The sequence below is a fragment of the Kluyvera sp. CHPC 1.251 genome (assembly GCF_036759945.1).
Classification (GTDB): Bacteria; Pseudomonadota; Gammaproteobacteria; order Enterobacterales; family Enterobacteriaceae; genus Kluyvera; species Kluyvera sichuanensis.
This window is the reverse complement of the sequence record NZ_JAPKIC010000006.1, coordinates 246,371-264,878: the sequence shown is the minus strand read 5'-3', so window position 1 is coordinate 264,878 and position 18,508 is coordinate 246,371. Positions and strand designations below refer to the sequence as shown.

The 18,508-nt window shown below is 56.2% G+C and carries 15 protein-coding genes; 8 read left to right on the top strand and 7 right to left on the bottom strand.

Annotated features, from left to right (window positions below):
* Nucleotides 1-12: 12 nt before the first annotated feature.
* Nucleotides 13-3,819 (top strand): AsmA2 domain-containing protein YhdP, encoded by a 3,807-nt coding sequence (gene yhdP / locus V6940_RS14135; protein WP_333496284.1) that lies wholly within the window; start codon nt 13-15, stop codon nt 3,817-3,819.
* A gap of 101 nt (nt 3,820-3,920) precedes the next feature.
* The gene (gene tldD / locus V6940_RS14130) at nt 3,921-5,366 is read left to right on the top strand and encodes a metalloprotease TldD (RefSeq protein ID WP_333496283.1); all 1,446 of its coding nucleotides are present in this window, start codon (nt 3,921-3,923) and stop codon (nt 5,364-5,366) included.
* Nucleotides 5,367-5,446: 80 nt separating this feature from the next.
* Here the strand turns inward: tldD and aaeR are convergent, their stop codons facing one another.
* Nucleotides 5,447-6,373, bottom strand: a complete 927-nt coding sequence (aaeR, locus tag V6940_RS14125; protein WP_333012155.1) for an HTH-type transcriptional activator AaeR — start codon at nt 6,371-6,373, stop codon at nt 5,447-5,449.
* A gap of 129 nt (nt 6,374-6,502) precedes the next feature.
* Here aaeR and aaeX point away from each other — a divergent pair, with 129 nt between their 5' ends.
* From aaeX to aaeB, 3 genes are read left to right on the top strand one after another with little or no spacing between them, the layout of a single operon-like run.
* Nucleotides 6,503-6,706 (top strand): p-hydroxybenzoic acid efflux pump operon protein AaeX, encoded by a 204-nt coding sequence (gene aaeX, locus V6940_RS14120; RefSeq protein WP_035891204.1) that lies wholly within the window; start codon nt 6,503-6,505, stop codon nt 6,704-6,706.
* 7 nt (nt 6,707-6,713) lie between these two features.
* On the top strand, nt 6,714-7,646 hold the full coding sequence (gene aaeA, locus V6940_RS14115; protein ID WP_333496282.1) for a p-hydroxybenzoic acid efflux pump subunit AaeA: 933 nt from the start codon (nt 6,714-6,716) through the stop codon (nt 7,644-7,646).
* Nucleotides 7,647-7,651: 5 nt separating this feature from the next.
* Nucleotides 7,652-9,619 carry a p-hydroxybenzoic acid efflux pump subunit AaeB gene (gene aaeB, locus V6940_RS14110; RefSeq protein ID WP_333496281.1) on the top strand — a complete coding sequence of 656 codons (1,968 nt, stop codon included), beginning with the start codon at nt 7,652-7,654 and terminating at the stop codon, nt 9,617-9,619.
* A 39-nt stretch (nt 9,620-9,658) separates the two neighbouring features.
* Here the strand turns inward: aaeB and V6940_RS14105 are convergent, their stop codons facing one another.
* Nucleotides 9,659-11,032, bottom strand: a complete 1,374-nt coding sequence (locus V6940_RS14105) for a CoA transferase (protein WP_333496280.1) — start codon at nt 11,030-11,032, stop codon at nt 9,659-9,661.
* 100 nt (nt 11,033-11,132) lie between these two features.
* On the opposite strand from V6940_RS14105, the gene V6940_RS14100 reads away from it, so the two are divergent.
* Both V6940_RS14100 and V6940_RS14095 read left to right on the top strand, forming a co-directional pair.
* Complete coding sequence (locus V6940_RS14100) at nt 11,133-12,587, top strand: NAD-dependent succinate-semialdehyde dehydrogenase (protein WP_333496279.1); 1,455 nt, start codon at nt 11,133-11,135, stop codon at nt 12,585-12,587.
* A 27-nt stretch (nt 12,588-12,614) separates the two neighbouring features.
* Nucleotides 12,615-12,890, top strand: a complete 276-nt coding sequence (locus tag V6940_RS14095; RefSeq protein ID WP_333496278.1) for a barstar family protein — start codon at nt 12,615-12,617, stop codon at nt 12,888-12,890.
* A gap of 52 nt (nt 12,891-12,942) precedes the next feature.
* Here the strand turns inward: V6940_RS14095 and yhcN (V6940_RS14090) are convergent, their stop codons facing one another.
* The 3 genes from yhcN (V6940_RS14090) to argR form a co-directional block, all read right to left on the bottom strand.
* A complete protein-coding gene (yhcN, locus tag V6940_RS14090; RefSeq protein WP_333496277.1) occupies nt 12,943-13,209 on the bottom strand; it encodes a peroxide/acid stress response protein YhcN in 267 nt (88 codons plus the stop codon).
* A 101-nt stretch (nt 13,210-13,310) separates the two neighbouring features.
* Nucleotides 13,311-13,574 carry a peroxide/acid stress response protein YhcN gene (yhcN, locus tag V6940_RS14085; protein ID WP_185669806.1) on the bottom strand — a complete coding sequence of 88 codons (264 nt, stop codon included), beginning with the start codon at nt 13,572-13,574 and terminating at the stop codon, nt 13,311-13,313.
* Nucleotides 13,575-13,950: 376 nt separating this feature from the next.
* Nucleotides 13,951-14,421 (bottom strand): transcriptional regulator ArgR, encoded by a 471-nt coding sequence (gene argR / locus V6940_RS14080; RefSeq protein WP_185669807.1) that lies wholly within the window; start codon nt 14,419-14,421, stop codon nt 13,951-13,953.
* A 455-nt stretch (nt 14,422-14,876) separates the two neighbouring features.
* Between argR and mdh the strand changes: the two genes are divergently transcribed.
* On the top strand, nt 14,877-15,815 hold the full coding sequence (gene mdh, locus V6940_RS14075) for a malate dehydrogenase (protein ID WP_185669808.1): 939 nt from the start codon (nt 14,877-14,879) through the stop codon (nt 15,813-15,815).
* Nucleotides 15,816-15,869: 54 nt separating this feature from the next.
* Here mdh and degS read toward each other — a convergent pair whose 3' ends face one another.
* The gene (gene degS, locus V6940_RS14070; RefSeq protein WP_333496276.1) at nt 15,870-16,937 is read right to left on the bottom strand and encodes an outer membrane-stress sensor serine endopeptidase DegS; all 1,068 of its coding nucleotides are present in this window, start codon (nt 16,935-16,937) and stop codon (nt 15,870-15,872) included.
* Between the two features lie 91 nt (nt 16,938-17,028).
* On the bottom strand, nt 17,029-18,405 hold the full coding sequence (gene degQ, locus V6940_RS14065) for a serine endoprotease DegQ (RefSeq protein ID WP_333496275.1): 1,377 nt from the start codon (nt 18,403-18,405) through the stop codon (nt 17,029-17,031).
* Nucleotides 18,406-18,508 lie beyond the last annotated feature (103 nt).

Here is an 18,508-nt window from a genome sequence, read left to right as displayed (position 1 = left end):
AAGGAGAGATGCGTGAGGCGATTGCCGGGGATTTTACTGCTCACCGTAGCCACACTGATTGTCGTTGTCGCGCTGCTGGTGAGCGGCCTGCGTCTCGCCTTGCCGCATCTGGATAAATGGCGCCCTGAACTGCTGACCAAAATTGAAGCGGTGACCGGGCTGCCGGTGTCCGCTTCACAGCTACACGCCAGCTGGCAAAACTTTGGCCCGACGCTGGACGTGCGCGATATTCATGTCGCCATGCACGATGGCGGCACGCTGGATATCAAACGCGCTTCCATGGCGCTGGATGTCTGGCAAAGCCTGCTGCACATGCGCTGGCAGTTTCGTGAGCTGACCTTCTGGCAGCTGCAAATCCATACCAATACCCCGCTGCAAAATAACGACGGTGGCGATAGCCTTAAGAGCGATCGCCTCGGCGATCTGTTCCTGCGCCAGTTTGACCACTTCATCCTTCGCGACAGCCACTTAAGCTTCCTGACCCTCTCCGGGCAACGCGCCGAGTTGGCCATTCCCCAACTGACCTGGGTGAACGATGATAACCGCCACCGTGCCGAAGGTGAGCTGAGCCTCTCCAGCCTTACCGGGCAGCACGGGGTGATGAAGGTTCGAATGGACCTGCGTGATGAAAACGGCCTGCTGAACAAAGGGCGCTTATGGCTTCAGGCCGACGATATCGACGTGAAGCCGTGGCTCGGGCAGTGGATGCAGGACAACATTGCGCTGACCAGCGCCCGCTTCAGCCTTGAAGGCTGGGCTTCGCTGGATAAAGGCGAAATCGCCAGCGGCGACGTTCTGCTTAAGCAGGGCGGTGCCAGCTGGCAGGGCGACCAGCAGGAACATCGTCTGGCGGTAGATAACCTCACCGCGCACTTGTCGCGTGAAAAAGAGGGCTGGGAGTTCCGTATCCCTGATACCCGCATCACTATCGACGATACGCCGTGGCCACGCGGCGCGCTGGCGCTGGCGTGGATCCCGGCGCAAGAGGTGGGTGGCCCGAATCATCAGCGTAGTGACGAATTGCGCATTCGCGCCAGCCATCTTTCACCCGCCGGGCTGAACGGCCTGCTGCCGATTGCTGAAAAACTCTCGCCTGAGGTTGCCGATATCTGGCGCACAGCCCAGCCTGCGGGCATGGTCGATACGCTGGCAATTGATATTCCGCTGCAGGACACCGGTAAAACGCGTTTTAACGCGAGCTGGAATAACCTCGGCTGGAAGCAGTGGAAGCTGCTGCCCGGCGCCGAGAATGTCTCCGGGTACATTACCGGCGGCGTAGAGAATGGTTCGCTGCATGTGGCGATGAAAGACGCGAAGATGCCGTACGAACACGTCTTCCGCGCGCCGCTGGAGATTGCCAAAGGTGCCGCGACCCTCAACTGGGTCAATGACGATAGAGGTTTCATGCTCGATGGGCGTGACATTGACGTGACGGCGACGGGCGTTCGCGCCGCCGGTGGTTTCCGCTATCTGCAGCCGAAGGACGATCAGCCGTGGCTGGGCATTCTGGCCGGTATCAGCACCGACGACGGCGGGCAGGCCTGGCGCTACTTCCCGGAAAACCTGATGGGGACGAAGCTGGTCGACTACCTCAGCGGTGCCATCAAAGCCGGTAAGGCAGAGAACGCTACCCTGGTCTACGGCGGCAACCCACATCTGTTCCCGTACGAGCATAACGAAGGCCAGTTCCAGGTCTATGTGCCGCTGCACGATGCGACCTTCGCCTTCCAGCCGGACTGGCCAGCGCTGACCAACCTGAATATCGAGCTGAACTTTATCAATGCCGGCCTGTGGATGAAGGCGGATAAAGCGACGCTTGGCGGCGTAACCGCCAGCAATCTGGACGCGGCGATTCCGGACTATGCCAAAGAGAAGCTGCTGATTGATGCTGATATCAATGGCCCAGGCAACGCCGTCGGCCCGTATTTCCAGCAGACGCCGCTCGACAAATCTCTTGGTGCCACCCTTGAAGAACTCCAGCTTGATGGCGATGTGAGCGCCCGCTTACATCTTGATATTCCGCTGGACGGCGAGCTGGTAAAAGCGACCGGTAACGTCGCGCTGAACAACAACAGCCTGTTTATCAAACCGCTCGACAGCACGCTGCATAACCTTAAAGGCCGCTTTAGCTTTGATAACGGCAACCTGACGAGCGAACCGCTAACCGCCACCTGGTTCAATCAGCCACTGAACGTCGATTTCACCACCAAAGAGGGTGAGAAATCTTATCAGGTGGGCGTCAACATGCAGGCGGACTGGCAGCCAGCGAAAACGGGCGTGTTGCCAAAACAGCTTAACGACGCGCTTAAAGGCAGCGTGCCGTGGAAAGGTAACGTCGCGATTGAACTACCGTATCACGGCAGTGCGAGCTACAAGGTGGGCATCACCAGCGATCTGCAAAATGTGAGCAGTAGCTTACCGTCCCCGGCAGATAAAGTGGCGGGTAAATCGTTGCCCGTGAAGCTTAGCGTCGACGGGAACCTGCACAGCTTTGATCTGACGGGTAACGTCGGGCCAGAAAACCATCTCAATAGCCGCTGGCTGCTGGGGAAAAAGCTGACGCTGGAGAGCGCTATCTGGGCTTCGGATAGCCGGACGATTCCGCCGCTACCGCAAACGCCGGGCGTGGAATTGAATATGCCGCCAATGGACGGTGCGCAGTGGCTGGCGCTGTTCCAGCGCGGCGCGGCCGATGGCGTGAGCTCTGCGGCCGCGTTCCCGGAGAACGTCACGCTGCGCACCCCGTCACTGACCTTTGCGGGTCAGCAGTGGAATAACCTGAGCGTGGTGTCTCAGCCGACAGTAGATGGCACCCGTGTGGAAGCGCAGGGGCGTGAAATTAACGCCAGCCTGACGATGAAAAATCACGCGCCGTGGCAGGCCGCCGTGCGCTATCTCTACTACAACCCATCAGCGAACCCGCTGGCGCAGGCAACCTCAAGCGAGATGCTCAGCAGCACTGCGACCAGCAGCGCCATCGATTTCCGCGGCTGGCCTGATCTACAGCTGCGCTGCGCCGAATGCTGGCTGTGGGGACAGAAATATGGGCGTATCGACGGTGATTTCAACGTGAAGGGCGACACCTTAACGTTGGCCAACGGGTTGGTGGATACCGGCTTTGGCCGCTTAACCGCCGATGGCGTCTGGGTAAACTCACCGTCCGGGCAGCGTACCTCGCTGAAAGGCAAAATTCATGGCAATAAGATTGATGATGCTACGGCTTTCTTCGGGGTTTCGACGCCGATTCGCGATTCTTCCGTTGATGTAGACTACGATTTACATTGGCGCGATAAACCGTGGCAGCCGGACGTTGCTTCGCTTAACGGCATCCTGAAATCGCACGTTGGCAAAGGGCAGTTCACCGATCTCTCGACCGGACATGCCGGGCAGCTGCTGCGCCTGCTGAGCGTTGATGCTCTGCTGCGTAAGCTGCGTTTTGACTTTAGCGACACCTTCAGCGAAGGATTCTACTTTGATTCCATCCGCAGCACCGCGTGGATCAAAGACGGCGTACTGAACACGGATGATACGCTGGTGGACGGCCTGGAGGCGGACATCGCCATGAAAGGGTCGGTTAACCTGGTGCGCCGCGAGCTGGACATGGAAGCCATCGTTGCGCCGGAAATTTCGGCGACGGTCAGCGTGGCAACGGCTTTCGCAGTGAACCCGATTATCGGCGCAGCGGTGTTTGCCGCGACCAAAGTGCTGGGGCCGCTGTGGAACAAAGTATCGATACTGCGCTATCGCATCACCGGCCCGATTGATAAGCCACAAATTAACGAAGTGCTGCGCCAGGCGCGCAGCGACAAAAAGCCATGATTTGACGCAAGTCTTGAATTGCCTCAATCTCATAAGACAAACACCCGGAATACCGGCTCGAAATGCGTGAGGCGCGCGGGCCATTAACGAGTAGCGAAATAATGAGTCTAAACCTGGTAAGTGAACAATTGCTGGCAGCGAACGGCCTGAACCATCAGGATCTGTTCGCCATTCTTGGTCAACTCACGGAGCGTCGTCTGGACTATGGCGATCTCTATTTTCAGTCCAGCTACCACGAATCCTGGGTTTTAGAAGATCGCATCATTAAAGATGGTTCTTACAATATCGACCAGGGCGTTGGGGTACGTGCGGTGAGCGGTGAGAAAACCGGCTTCGCCTACGCCGACCAGATTAGCCTGCTGGCGCTGGAGCAGAGTGCGCAGGCAGCGCGTACCATCGTGCGCGATGCGGGCAACGGTAAAGTGCAGACGTTGGGTGCGGTAGAACACCCTGCGCTCTATACCTCGCTGGATCCGCTGCAAAGCATGACCCGCGAAGAGAAGCTGGATATCCTGCGCCGCGTTGACAGCGTCGCGCGCGCGGCGGACAACCGCGTGCAGGAAGTGACGGCGAGCCTGACCGGCGTCTATGAACTGATTCTGGTTGCCGCGACCGACGGCACACTGGCCGCCGATGTACGTCCGCTGGTACGCCTGTCAGTTAGCGTGCAGGTGGAAGATGACGGTAAACGCGAGCGCGGCGCCAGCGGTGGTGGCGGTCGTTTTGGCTATGACTACTTCCTTGCTGACCTCGACGGCGAAGTGCGCGCTGACGCCTGGGCGAAAGAAGCGGTGCGCATGGCGCTGGTGAATCTCTCTGCGGTGGCTGCACCTGCCGGCACGCTGCCGGTTGTGCTGGGCGCGGGCTGGCCGGGCGTACTGCTGCACGAAGCGGTCGGTCACGGTCTGGAAGGCGACTTCAACCGTCGCGGCACCTCGGTCTTCAGCGGCCAGATGGGCCAGCTGGTAGCTTCTGAACTCTGCACTATCGTGGATGATGGCACGATGTCCGATCGTCGCGGCTCCGTAGCGATCGACGATGAAGGGACGCCGGGCCAGTACAACGTGCTGATCGAAAACGGGATCCTCAAAGGCTATATGCAGGACAAGCTTAACGCGCGTCTGATGGGCGTTGCGCCTACCGGTAACGGCCGCCGCGAATCCTACGCACATCTGCCGATGCCGCGTATGACCAACACCTACATGCTGGCCGGGAAATCCACGCCGCAGGAAATCATTGAATCCGTCGAGTACGGCCTCTACGCGCCAAACTTTGGCGGCGGCCAGGTGGATATCACCTCCGGTAAGTTCGTCTTCTCCACCTCGGAAGCCTACCTGATTGAAAACGGTAAGGTGACCAAGCCGGTGAAAGGGGCGACGCTTATCGGTTCCGGTATCGAAACCATGCAGCAGGTTTCCATGGTCGGTAACGATCTGAAGCTGGATAACGGCGTGGGCGTCTGTGGCAAAGAAGGTCAGAGCCTGCCAGTCGGCGTTGGCCAGCCAACCCTGAAAGTGGATAATCTGACGGTGGGCGGTACCGCCTGATCTGAAAAAATGCACCTCATCGAGAGGTGCATTGATGTCCGTTTGTAGGCCGGATGGCGCTTTGCTTATCCGGCCTACGATTATTCCTTCCTTCTTCCCCGCATTCCCTGAAATAGCCTCGCCACTTCGACAAAATAGTCGGTCAGATAGTTAATACAGACCTGCACCTTCAGCGGCAGCTTGTCCTTTTCGGTATACAGCGCGTAGACCGGGCGAGGATCGGACTGATAGCGTGGGAATAAGATCTCCAGCTCACCGCTGTTGATCTCATTGATCACCCACATCAGCGGTACGTAGGCAATGCCCGCACCGGCCACCAGCCAGCGAGAGATGGTCATCGGATCGTTAGTAACGAATCGGCCCTCCGGCAGCAGCCTGGTCGACAACCCTTCGGGGGCAATCAGCTCAAATTCGTTATCGGGACGCACGCTATATTCCAGCCACGAATGGTTGCTCAGGTCCGCCGGCTTTTCGGGCACGCCATACTGCGCGAGGTATTTCTTCGACGCGCAGACGACCATCGGCATGCTGCCTAGGCGTCGGGAGAAGAGGCTTGAATCCTGCAGCGCGCCCACGCGGATCACCACATCCAGGCCGTCGGCAATCAGATCCGGCGCCGGAATGCCCGTCACCAGATTGACGGTTAATCCGGGATACTCTTTCAGCATCTCCGCCGTCATGGCAGCGAGGACATTTTGTGCCATAGTTGAAGAACAACCAATGCGCAGCGTACCAATTGGCGTGTTGTTAAAGGCGTAAAGCTGCTCGTGAACATCCTGAACTTCGAACAGCATGCGGCGGCAACCTTGGTAGTAAATTTTACCGGCTTCGGTTAAGCCAATGCTGCGAGTACTGCGGTTAAGCAGTTTGACCTGTAGCTCATCTTCCAGTTTAGAGACAGTCTGGCTGATGGACGAAACGCTCATTTGTAGCTGGCGCGCCGCGGCGGTAAAGGAGCCTTGCTCGACCACTTTGGCAAACACCGACATCCGTTTTAGTCGTTCCATTGTTCACTCTGGCTTAAAAGTGATTTGCATCACACTATGTAGATAAGGCTATAACAGTTACGTTAAAATACTGTTAGCTGAATAATTAAAGTTCCAATCTCACCTGCACGCTAGTCTAGTAAGGTCAACATGAGCCTGTTTCCTGTCATCGTGATTTTCGGTCTCTCATTCCCGCCGATTTTCTTTGAGCTGCTCTTATCGCTCGCCATTTTTTGGTTGGTGCGTCGCGTGCTGACGCCGACCGGGATCTACGACTTTGTCTGGCATCCTGCGTTGTTCAACACCGCACTGTACTGCTGCCTGTTTTATCTAATATCACGTTTGTTCGTCTGAGGTAGATGTGAAAACACTAACAAGAAAAATCTCCCGCACCGCTATTACGGTGATACTGGTTATCCTGGCGTTCATCGCTATTTTCCGCGCCTGGGTCTATTACACCGAATCTCCGTGGACGCGCGATGCGCGTTTCAGCGCGGACGTTGTCGCCATTGCCCCTGACGTTTCCGGCCTGATTACCGACGTACAGGTCAAGGATAACCAACTGGTTAGCAAAAATCAGGTGCTGTTTATCATTGACCAGCCGCGCTACAAGAAGGCGCTGGAAGAGGCCGACGCTGACGTGGCCTATTACAAAGCGCTGGCCGATGAAAAAAGTCGTGAAGCCGGGCGCCGTAATAAGCTGGGCGTCATCGCGATGTCGCGCGAAGAGATTGACCAATCCAATAACGTTCTGCAAACCGTGCTGCACCAGCTTGCTAAAGCGCAGGCGACCCGCGACCTGGCGCGCCTCGACCTTGATCGAACGGTGATTCGCGCTCCAGCAGATGGTTGGGTGACTAACCTTAACGTCTATGCCGGTGAGTTTATCACCCGCGGTTCGACGGCGGTGGCGCTGGTCAAACAGCACTCCTTCTACGTGATGGCCTACCTTGAAGAGACCAAGCTCTCAAGCGTCCGTCCGGGCTACCGTGCCGAAATTACCCCGCTGGGCAGCAACCACGTAATTAAAGGCACCGTTGATAGCGTCGCGGCGGGCGTGACTAACGCCAGCAGCAGTGTTGATAGCAAGGGGATGGCGACCATCGACTCCAACCTCGAATGGGTTCGTCTGGCCCAGCGTGTGCCGGTGCGTATTCGTCTGGATGAAGAGACGGGGAACCTGTGGCCTGCGGGTACTACCGCCACGGTGGTCATTACCGGTGAGAAAGATCGCGATGCCAGCCGCATGGGCTTCTTCCAGAAGTTAGCGCTGCGCCTGCGTGAGTTCGGTTAATCGCCATGGGCATTTTTAGTATTGCCAACCAGCACATCCGCTTTGCCGTCAAACTGGCATGCGCGGTGGTGCTGGCGCTGTTTGTCGGCTTTCACTTTCAGCTTGAAACGCCCCGCTGGGCGGTACTGACCGCCGCCATCGTGGCGGCTGGTCCGGCCTTTGCTGCAGGTGGGGAACCCTATGCAGGGGCGATTCGCTATCGTGGGATGCTGCGTATTGTCGGCACCTTTATCGGTTGTATTGCGGCGCTGGTGATTATCATCACCATGATTCGCGCGCCGCTGCTGATGCTGTTGGTTTGCAGTATCTGGGCCGGCTTTTGTACCTGGGTTTCGTCGCTGGTGCGCGTGGAGAACTCCTATGCCTGGGGGCTCTCCGGCTACACGGCGCTGATTATCGTCATCACCATTCAGGCCGAACCGCTGCTGACGCCGCAGTTTGCCGTTGAGCGCTGCAGCGAGATTGTGCTGGGGATTATCTGTGCGATCGTCGCCGATCTCCTGTTTTCGCCGCGATCGATCAAAAAAGAGATCGATAACGAACTCGACGGCATTCTCATCGATCAATATCGCCTGATGCAGCTGTGTATTAAGCACGGCGACAGCGATGAAATGGACAAGGCCTGGCTGGCGCTGCTGCGTCGCACGGCGGCGCTGGAAGGGATGCGCGGCAACCTGAATATGGAGTCCTCACGCTGGGCGTGGGCCAACCGCCGCCTGAAGGCGCTGAACACCGTTTCGCTGACTATGGTGACTCAGGCCTGTGAAACCTTCATCATGCAAAACTCGCGGCCTGAGCTGGTCACTGACGCCTATCGCGAGCTGTTCGAAGAGCCGGTTGAGACGGTGCAGGATGTTCATCGTCAGCTTAAACGGATGCGCCGCGTGCTGGCGTGGACGGGCGAGCACGATACGCCGGTCACAATTTACAGCTGGGTAGGGGCCGCGACGCGTTATCTGCTGCTCAAACGCGGGGTGATTGGCAATGCCAAAATCAGCGCCCGCGAAGAAGAGATCCTGCAAAGTGAAGTAGTGGTGCGTCCGGAATCCGCCGAGCGTCACCACGCGATGATTAACTTCTGGCGCACCACGCTCTCCTGTGCGCTGGGCATTCTGTTCTGGCTGTGGACCGGCTGGACATCCGGTAGCGGGGCGATGGTAATGATCGCCGTGGTCACCTCACTGGCGATGCGCCTGCCGAACCCGCGCATGGTGGCGATAGACTTTATTTACGGCACCATTGCGGCGCTACCGCTGGGGGCGCTCTATTTCCTGATCATCATTCCCGCGACCCAGCAAAGCATGCTGCTGCTGTGTATCAGCCTGGCGGTGATGTGCTTCTTTATCGGTATTGAAGTGCAAAAACGGCGGCTGGGCTCGATGGGGGCGCTGGCCAGTACCATCAACATTCTGGTACTGGATAACCCGATGACCTTCCACTTCAGCCAGTTCCTTGATAGCGCGTTAGGGCAGATTGTCGGCTGCTTCATGGCGTTTATTGTCATTCTGCTGATCCGCGATAATTCCCGCCTGCGTACCGGACGCGTGCTGCTGAACCAGTTTGTGTTTGCGGCGGTATCGGCGATGACCACCAATATGGCGCGGCGGAAAGAGAACCATCTACCGGGGCTCTACCAGCAGCTGTTCTTACTGCTGAACAAGTTCCCTGGTGATATCGCCAAGTTCCGTCTGGCGCTGACGCTGATTATTGCGCACCAGCGTCTGCGCGATGCGCCTATTCCGGTGAATGACGATCTGTCGGCGTTTCACCGGCAGCTGCGCCGCACGGCTGACAAGGTGATCTCGGCCAGCAGCGATGACAAACGCCGATACTACTTCACGCGCTTGCTGGAAGAATTGGGGGTTTATCAGGAAAAACTGCGGGTCTGGGAAGCGCCTGAACAGGTCACCCAGCCGGTCGAACGGCTGGTGTCGATGCTGCATAAATATCAGGGTGCACTGACGAGCAGTTAAGCGTTTTCCCCGGAGTCGCTGCGACTCCGGGGAAGCCTATCACCACGTCGGGGGATGTGCACCTAGCGGCATGGCCGGTAGCGCAAATGCCATCGGCGTTTCTCCCAGTTCCAGCGCGCTGTTGAAGTAACGTAACTCGCCGAATGGTCCCTGCTCGGTCACCATACAACGGGTAATCGCCGCTTCGCCTGGTGGCGCAATCGTCTGATAATCCGCCTGCTTGCCCAACTGTTGCAGCCACGTCGCCGTCCGGCACAATGACACATCTACCCGCCATGCACCGCCTTCATTACGCTGACGTTCCAGCGCCATCAACACGCCAAGCGTGGCGAGATAGCCGCTCAGATAATCATTCGGATAGGTTGGCCCCAGCACCGGCTGGCCCGCGCCGCCCTGTGCTACTGCCATACCGGTCACGGTCTGAGCAAGCTGCTCGAAGCCCGGCCGTGTTTTCCACGGCCCACGATGGCCGTAGCAGTTCAGGTTAACCGTAATGATTTGGGGATTGATCTGCGCCATCTCTTCATCACTCAGGCCATAGCGGGCGAGCGCGCCGGGACGGTAGCTTTGCACAAACACATCACCTTCGCGGACCCGTTTCGCCGCCGTCTCGCGACCTTCGGCAGTGGAGAGTTCAAGATACGCGTTCCGCTTACCGTGGTTGGTATCAACGTCGAACGGCAAAATTCGTGGGCGATAAGGGGACGAAAGGTGCAGTACATCGGCACCCATCTGCGCCAGGCCGCGAGTCGCCGTTGGCCCAGCGATCACGTGGGTAACGTCCAGTACGCGCAGTGACTTCAGCACCCGTGGCGTGCCGTAACGGCGGGCTTTCGGTGCGCTATCGGTCATCCGCGTCAGGCGAATCAGCGGCTCCTGGCTTACCGCCAGCCCCTGCGGATGCGCCAGCCACTCTTCACGACTGCGGGCAATGGCGGCGCACAGCCCAGCGTCGGCAATGGTCTGCTCCAGCTTTTGCGCTTCCCACTTCGCCACGGCCTGCGCCACGCGGCTACGGTTATTAGGCACGTCGAGAATATCCAGAATGCCATCGCGCAAACGCGGATAGCCGCCGTGCAGGAAAATCCAGCGGTTGTCGGCGGTGAGGTAGAAATCGGTGGTGGGGTAGTCCGGGTCGTTGTACTGCCAGTTATAGCCGTTCTGCTGCTGGAAGGTGACCGCGTGGGTTGAAGCCGCAGCGCTATGGTAATCGACGGTAATTTTCTGCTGCTTACCTCGCAGCACATCGAGCATCAGCCCTTGTAGCGCTAGCGTGGAAGCGGCCGCTTCTCCGATGGCAAACGGCGTCGGATAGACCGGTTCTGTACCGGTGAACGTCACGCGATCGCTCGCCAGATGTGCCAGCCCAAGCTCGTGGCACAGCTTATCAAAAACAGGATATTCACGTTTCACCGCAGGCTCCTTTCCGTTAATAAGACTATCGTTATTCTGACAACTATTACGCCGAAAGCGATAGCTATACTTAAACGGAAACACTTTTCAGGAGGGTGTAATGACCACGCAAGCATGGCAGGACAACGATCTCTTTCAGACAGGCTATCTGGTGAACGGTGAATGGCATCAGCTCGACACCACCTTTGATGTGCTTAATCCTGCGACGGGTGAAGTCGTCGCTAAAGTCGCGAAGGCCGGGAAACAGGAGACGGAGCAGGCGATTGCCGCCGCCGCCCGTGCGTTCCCACTCTGGCGGGCGAAAACGGCGAAGGCGCGATCGGAGCTGCTGTATCGCTGGTACCAGCTCATCATCGAACATAAAAGCTGGCTGGCGAAGCTGATGACCATCGAACAGGGCAAACCGCTGAGAGAGGCGGAGGGCGAGGTGGACTACGCGGCGAGCTTTATCCAGTGGTTTGCCGAACAGGGGAAACGGGCTAACGGCGAGATCATTCCGCCGGCGAAACCCGGTTCTCGCATTCTGGCAACCCGTGAGCCTATCGGGGTGGTGGCGGCGATTACGCCGTGGAACTTCCCGATGGCGATGCTCACCCGTAAGCTTGGTCCAGCGCTGGCGGCTGGCTGTACCGGGGTGATTAAACCCGCCAATAACACCCCACTGTGCGCGTTCGCGCTGCTGGCGCTGGCGAAGAAGGCGGGGATTCCGGACGGGGTGCTGAACGCCGTGGCGGGGAATACGCTGGAAATTAGCGACGCGATTATGGCAAGCCATGATGTGCGCAAAATCTCCTTTACCGGCTCAACCTCAGTAGGCAAAACGCTGGTGCGTAACGCTGCGGAAACCATGAAGAAAGTCTCTATGGAGCTCGGCGGCAACGCGCCGTATATCGTCTTTGAAGATGCGGATATTGATGCCGCCGTACAGGGGGCAATCGCCAATAAGTTCCGCAACGCCGGGCAGGTGTGCGTGAGCGTAAACCGTTTTTATATTCACGACAGCGTATATGAGCGCTTCGTCAGCCAGCTTGCCACTGCCGTGAAGGCGCTGAAGATAGGGAACGGGCTGGATGACGGCGTGATCGTGGGGCCATTGATTGAGGCCGCGGCGGTTAAAAAAGTGCGTGAACACGTTGAGGATGCCGTAGCGAAAGGAGCCAAAGTGCTGGCTGGTGGGCAGCCGCATGCGCTGGGCGGTAACTTCTGGCAGCCGACGGTGCTGGGCGACTGTCAGGAAAAAATGCTGCTGGCGCAGGAGGAGACGTTTGGTCCGCTGGCAGCCTGCTTCCGTTTTAGCGATGAAGATGAAGTTATTCAGCGCGCGAATAATACGCCTTACGGCCTGGCGGCCTATTTCTACACCCAGAACCTGTCTCGCGTCTTCCGCGTCTCGCAGGCGCTGGAGAGCGGTATGATTGGCATTAACGAATGTGCCGTTTCAACCGAGCTGGGGCCGTTTGGCGGTGTGAAGGAGTCGGGGCTTGGGCGCGAAGGTTCAGTGCTGGGGCTGGAAGAGTACCTCGAGGTGAAAACGCTGCACATTGGGGGACTTTAGTCTGTTGAATAGGGGAGAGGGCGTAAGATGAAAATCTATACTTTTGATTTTGACGAGATAGAGGATCAGGGCGATTTTTATCGGGAGTTCGCCCGTCTTTTTGCCCTCGATCGTGAGTCGATTCGCGATCTGGATGCGCTCTGGAACGTGGTGACCGGCAATGTAATACCGCTACCGCTGGAGATTGAATTCCTGCACATGGACGATAAGCAGCGACGACGCTACGGCGCGCTGATTCTGCTGTTTGATGAAGCGGAAGAGGAGCTGGAAGGCATGCTGCGCTTTAACGTTCAGCGCGGATAAAAAAGCCCTCGCCGAAAGGCGAGGGCAAGTCGTCGGACAAGACGACGAGGGTTTATTTGTAAAGCTCAGCCGTAGCGTGCGAGCTGTCGCCGGTACGGGCTTCGATAATGCGGTAGCTGCTAGCGCCTTCTTTCTCTGCTTTTGCGGCTAACTGGCTACGCATATCCATTGGGTCGCTACCGATCTGTGAAACGGAAACGGTGCCGATGGACTGAAGGTTCTGTGCCTGATCTGCGCTCACCTGATGTACTGCGGCGCTTGCGCCGAAAGAGAGTACGGATGCCAGACCAAGGGATGCGATGATAATTGCGCGTTTCATATACTTTACTCCTCACCTTATTTTGCAGCGGTGAGAGGATGCTGATGCTTATTCCTGGGACCGCTGGGGATATTTTTTACTCAATACCGACGTACTATGTCTTATTTATACAGTTCAGCCGTTGCATGCCAGCGATCGCCGGTACGCGCTTCAATGATGCGGTAAGACGATGCACCTTGTTCTTCCGCTTTCTTGTTCAGCATCTCATGCATATCCATCGGGGTTGAACCGACGGAACCAATGGAAACGGTGCCGATTGACTGGCGGGTTTGTGCCTGGTCGCTGTTGATAGAATCAGCGGCGAAAGCGCCAAACGAGATAACGGATAGGATGCTCAGAGCGGCAACGGTAGTTTTGATTTTCATGATACTCACCTCGTCGAATTTTTTTGGAAGGCCTTTGTTTTGTGACCCTCATCACGAAATTAAGTATACACTAATCACATGAAATATTAATACCCCGCTAATTGTTTCTCGTGTAATTACTTGTCAGGAATCGTCATTTTTAGAACATATACGTATAAAAAAACGCATATTTCGGCAAAGCTGTCGGCCAATAATGCGTAAAATCAAAAAGATAGGATAATTTGATGTTTTGTGCGCTTAAGTCGGGATATATTCACTGTATCTATGTAATGACGTGAAGAATCGCACTAAATGTTAACGAAACGGCAGTGAAAACGGCGGAGCGTTGGCGGGAAAACAGACTCCTCCGGAGGAACCAGAGGAGTATTGCGAGGGATTACAGTTCCTGTTCGAACAGAACCTGAATGGCCTCGTAGAGATCTTTAACAGTGAAACCCCGGGCAGGCGTGGTGAAGATCGTGTCATCACCGGCAATGCTGCCGAGAATACCTTCTGCTTTGCCGAGCGAATCCAGCAGACGCGCGATTAGCTGCGCCGCACCAGGGCTGGTATGAATGACGACGACGGCGTCGTTGTAGTCAATATCCAGAACCAGGTTCTTCAGCGGGCTGGAGGTGGTCGGCACGCCCAGCTCAGCAGGCAGGCAGTAAACCATCTCCATTTTGGCGTTGCGGGTACGCACTGCGCCAAACTTCGTCAGCATACGGGAGACTTTGGACTGGTTGATATTATCGAAGCCTTCTTCCTGTAAGGCCTGAACAATTTCGCCCTGAGAGCTAAATTTTTCTTCCTTCAGTAAGGCTTTAAAGGCTTTAACTAATTCTTCTTGTTTAGTGGAACTTCGCATAAGTCACCTGACTATGGTGGTGAAATTAACATTATTATGCATATAGGTGAATTTTTATGCAAAACAATTTATCCCAAGAGGCTAGGCCAAATAGAGAAAGGCGGGATTTTAGCAAAAATTAGACCTAAGAAACATGCCTATATCACGGGATCCAAATAAGTTAAAAGTAAATGAATTGTTATTAAATTGCTGTTGTTTTACGCAACGTGCTGAGTATATTGTAATCGATAGTTGATGAAAGTTTGGTTTCGTAGATAGACCTTTTTCTGGGAGTAGTGCGGTAACGCCAGCAATGCTGCTGGAGGCGCCGCATTCTGTAAGCAATTATATTGTAATTATTTACCTTGTGAATTAAGGTCGCCGCAACGGAGTAACAACAGGTATCTCTTGCGTCGGTTATGCGGTCCACGACAGGTTATTACCTGAATGTCATTAACCATAATAAGGAGTTTAGGATGAAAGTCGCAGTCCTTGGTGCCGCCGGCGGTATTGGCCAGGCGCTTGCCCTACTACTAAAGACCCAACTGCCTTCAGGTTCAGAACTCTCCCTCTATGATATTGCCCCCGTCACGCCTGGCGTGGCTGTCGATCTCAGCCATATTCCTACTGATGTGAACATCAAAGGTTTCTCCGGTGAAGATGCGACGCCTGCGCTGGTAGGGGCGGATGTTGTCCTGATCTCTGCTGGGGTGGCCCGTAAGCCCGGTATGGATCGCTCCGATCTGTTCAACGTTAACGCCGGGATTGTCAAAAACCTGGTGCAACAAATCGCAAAAACCGCGCCTAAGGCCTGCATTGGTATCATTACCAACCCGGTTAACACCACCGTGGCGATCGCCGCTGAGGTGCTGAAAAAGGCGGGCGTGTACGACAAAAATAAACTGTTCGGCGTGACCACGCTGGATATCATCCGCTCCAATACCTTCGTCGCTGAACTGAAAGGTAAAAAATGCGGCGACGTTGAAGTTCCGGTTATCGGCGGCCACTCTGGCGTCACGATTCTTCCTTTATTGTCGCAAATCCCAGGGGTCAGTTTCTCCGAGCAGGAAGTGAATGACCTGACCAAACGTATCCAGAATGCGGGTACCGAAGTGGTGGAAGCAAAAGCCGGTGGCGGGTCAGCTACGCTGTCCATGGGCCAGGCTGCAGCGCGCTTTGGGCTGTCTCTGGTTCGCGCTTTGCAGGGCGAGAAAGGGGTGGTTGAGTGCGCCTATGTTGAAGGCGATGGCGAATACGCTCGTTTCTTCTCGCAGCCGCTGCTGCTGGGTAAAAACGGGATTGAAGAACGTCAGTCTATTGGCAAACTGAGCGCTTACGAGCAGCAAGCGCTGGAAGGGATGCTGGATACGCTGAGAAAAGATATTCAGCTTGGTGAAGATTTTATTAATAAATAAAACCTGAGCGTGGAATAGAACAAAGGGGCCGATGGCCCCTTTGCTTTTGGTGATTTAGTTCGACGCCGGATATTCCTGAATCGTCACCTGCATCGTTAACTTCTTATCTTCACGCATTACCACCACTGGGATCACTGAACCTGGGCGGATCTCCGCAACCTGGTCCATGGTCTCCAGCGCGGAAACCGCCGGTTTACCGTTCACTGAGATAATCACGTCGTTGTTCTGAATGCCAGCCTGCGCGGCCGGGCCATCCGGGGCGATTTCGTTAACCACAATCCCCTGAATCTGATCGATAGCGCCACCCTGCGCGCGCAGCGGCGCAATTTCACGACCGCTAATGCCGATAAAGCCACGGATTACGCGACCGTCACGGATGAGCTTATCCATAATTTTGGTCGCCAGCTGGAATGGGATCGCAAAGCTCAGCCCCTCTGGCGTCTCGCCGTCGTTGCTCTTATCAAAAGAGAGGGTGTTGATACCCATCAGTTCGCCCAGCGAGTTCACCAGCGCGCCGCCGGAGTTACCGTGGTTGATGGAGGCATCGGTTTGCAGGAAGTTCTGTCGGCCACTTGGGTTCAGGCCAATACGACCGGTGGCGCTGATAATCCCCTGGGTGATGGTCTGACCGAGGTTATACGGGTTGCCGATAGCCAGCACCACATCGCCGATGTGCGGTATGCGCGTGGGGTTAATCGGGATCACCGGCAGACCACCGGTGGCGTTAATTTTCAGTACCGCGAGGTCGGTCAAGCTATCGGAGCCAACCAGCAGCGCTTCAAACACCCGGCCGTCCTGCAGCGCGACGATAATCTGGTCCGCATCGTTGATCACATGCTTGTTGGTAATGATGTACCCGCGCTGATCCATAATCACGCCGGAGCCGAGCGTTTTAATCTCCAGCTGGCTATGGGTGCTGCTGTTCAGGCTGCGGTTATAGACGTTAACTACCGCAGGCGCGGCGCGGCGCACCGCCTGATTATAGCTGGCAGGCGTTTCGTCCGTGCTGCTAAAGCGCTGAGTGGCTAATGGATTCCACTGGCGCAAAGAGGGAACGGTCACAATCAATATGCCGCCAACCAGTAAACCTAGTGCGACGGAACGTAAGAGCTTTAGAAGCATGATACAAGCATCATCGTTGATGAGAAAACTGGGCGAAGCATACCACGAGTTTACCGGACATACATTGCATGCTATGTCCGGTTTCCGAGTATTAGCGCATAAGCAGGTAGATGCTCTCGTTACCGCGCATAACGTTGAGTGCAATCACCGCCGGTTTGGTTTCCAGCACCTTACGCAGCTCGGCAATCGATTCGGTCTGCTGGCGGTTGATGCCGATAATGACATCATCTTTATGCAGACCTACCTGAGCGGCCGGACTGCCTTTCTCAACGTTGGAAATCACCACCCCTTTGGTGCCGCTTTTCGCCTGACCATCGCTCAGGGTTGCCCCTTCCAGCGCCGGGATAATCAGCTGTGCGCTGGCAGTGGATGAGGTGCTCTTATCCAGCGTGACCTCAACTTCAAGCGGTTTGCCGTCGCGCAACAGGCCCAGCTTCACCTTCGAACCTGGTTCGGTCGTGGCAATGCGGGAACGCAGTTCGGCGAAGCTGTTCAGCGGTTTACCGTTCAGGCTGGTGATTACGTCACCGGACTTAATACCGGCTTTGGCTGAGCCTGAGTTTGGCAGCACTTCGCTGACGAAGGCGCCGCGCTGTACGTCAAGATTAAACGCTTTCGCGATATCGGCGGTCATTTCCATACCGCGGATGCCGAGCAGGCCACGTTTGATTTCACCAAACTGAATCAGCTGCTGCGCCAGGGTTTGCGCCATATTGCTCGGGATGGCAAAGCCGATGCCGATGCTGCCGCCGCCGGGCGCCAGAATGGCGGTGTTGATGCCAATCAGCTCGCCGTTGAGGTTAAGCAGCGCGCCGCCGGAGTTACCGCGGTTAATGGCGGCATCGGTCTGAATAAAGTTTTCCAGCCCTTCAAGATTCAGGCCACTGCGGCCCAGCGCCGAGACAATCCCGGAGGTCACGGTCTGACCGAGACCAAACGGGTTACCGACCGCGACGGCGAAATCGCCCACGCGCAGCTTGTCGGAGTCGGCGATGGCGATTTGCGTCAGGTGGCTGGCTTTCTGGATTTGCAGCAGGGCGATGTCGCTCTGGTCATCGCTGCCGATAAGCTTGGCTTCAAATTCGCGACCATCGTTGAGCTGGACGCTAATCTTCTGCGCGTCGCTCACCACATGGTTGTTGGTCAGCACATAGCCTTTGATGGCATCAATGATGACCCCGGAGCCCAGCCCTTCAAACTGCTGTGTGGGTTCATTTGCCGGGTTACTGCCGTCATCGCCAAAGAATTTCTTCAGCTCATCCGGAACCTGTTGATTCACCGGTGCGGTGCCCTCCACCTTTACGCTCACCACGGCGGGCAGCACTTTCTCCAGCATCGGCGCGAGGCTCGGCAGAGCACCCTGGCCCGGAACCTGCGTAGGCAGCGAGGCCAGTACCGGAGCCGGTACGGCGAGTGATAACCCGATGCTTAACGCCAGTGCACTTAACAGTAAAGTCGATTTCTTCATTGATGCTGGCCCTCATGACCCTGTATGCAAGGACAATACTTCCCGAAAAGACTGATGTTATTGAAGTAAATATAGTCGGCGTGAGCAGAAGAGGACGGGCGCA

Excerpts from the sequence above, each read along its gene's own strand:
- aaeR (WP_333012155.1), bottom strand. The coding sequence starts at position 6,373 with ATGGAACGACTAAAACGGATGTCGGTGTTTGCCAAAGTGGTCGAGCAA.
- V6940_RS14100 (WP_333496279.1), top strand. The coding sequence starts at position 11,133 with ATGACCACGCAAGCATGGCAGGACAACGATCTCTTTCAGACAGGCTAT.
- aaeB (WP_333496281.1), top strand. The coding sequence starts at position 7,652 with ATGGGCATTTTTAGTATTGCCAACCAGCACATCCGCTTTGCCGTCAAA.
- mdh (WP_185669808.1), top strand. The coding sequence starts at position 14,877 with ATGAAAGTCGCAGTCCTTGGTGCCGCCGGCGGTATTGGCCAGGCGCTT.
- yhcN (WP_333496277.1), bottom strand. The coding sequence starts at position 13,209 with ATGAAACGCGCAATTATCATCGCATCCCTTGGTCTGGCATCCGTACTC.
- V6940_RS14095 (WP_333496278.1), top strand. The coding sequence starts at position 12,615 with ATGAAAATCTATACTTTTGATTTTGACGAGATAGAGGATCAGGGCGAT.
- argR (WP_185669807.1), bottom strand. The coding sequence starts at position 14,421 with ATGCGAAGTTCCACTAAACAAGAAGAATTAGTTAAAGCCTTTAAAGCC.
- degS (WP_333496276.1), bottom strand. The coding sequence starts at position 16,937 with ATGCTTCTAAAGCTCTTACGTTCCGTCGCACTAGGTTTACTGGTTGGC.
- tldD (WP_333496283.1), top strand. The coding sequence starts at position 3,921 with ATGAGTCTAAACCTGGTAAGTGAACAATTGCTGGCAGCGAACGGCCTG.
- aaeX (WP_035891204.1), top strand. The coding sequence starts at position 6,503 with ATGAGCCTGTTTCCTGTCATCGTGATTTTCGGTCTCTCATTCCCGCCG.
- degQ (WP_333496275.1), bottom strand. The coding sequence starts at position 18,405 with ATGAAGAAATCGACTTTACTGTTAAGTGCACTGGCGTTAAGCATCGGG.
- yhcN (WP_185669806.1), bottom strand. The coding sequence starts at position 13,574 with ATGAAAATCAAAACTACCGTTGCCGCTCTGAGCATCCTATCCGTTATC.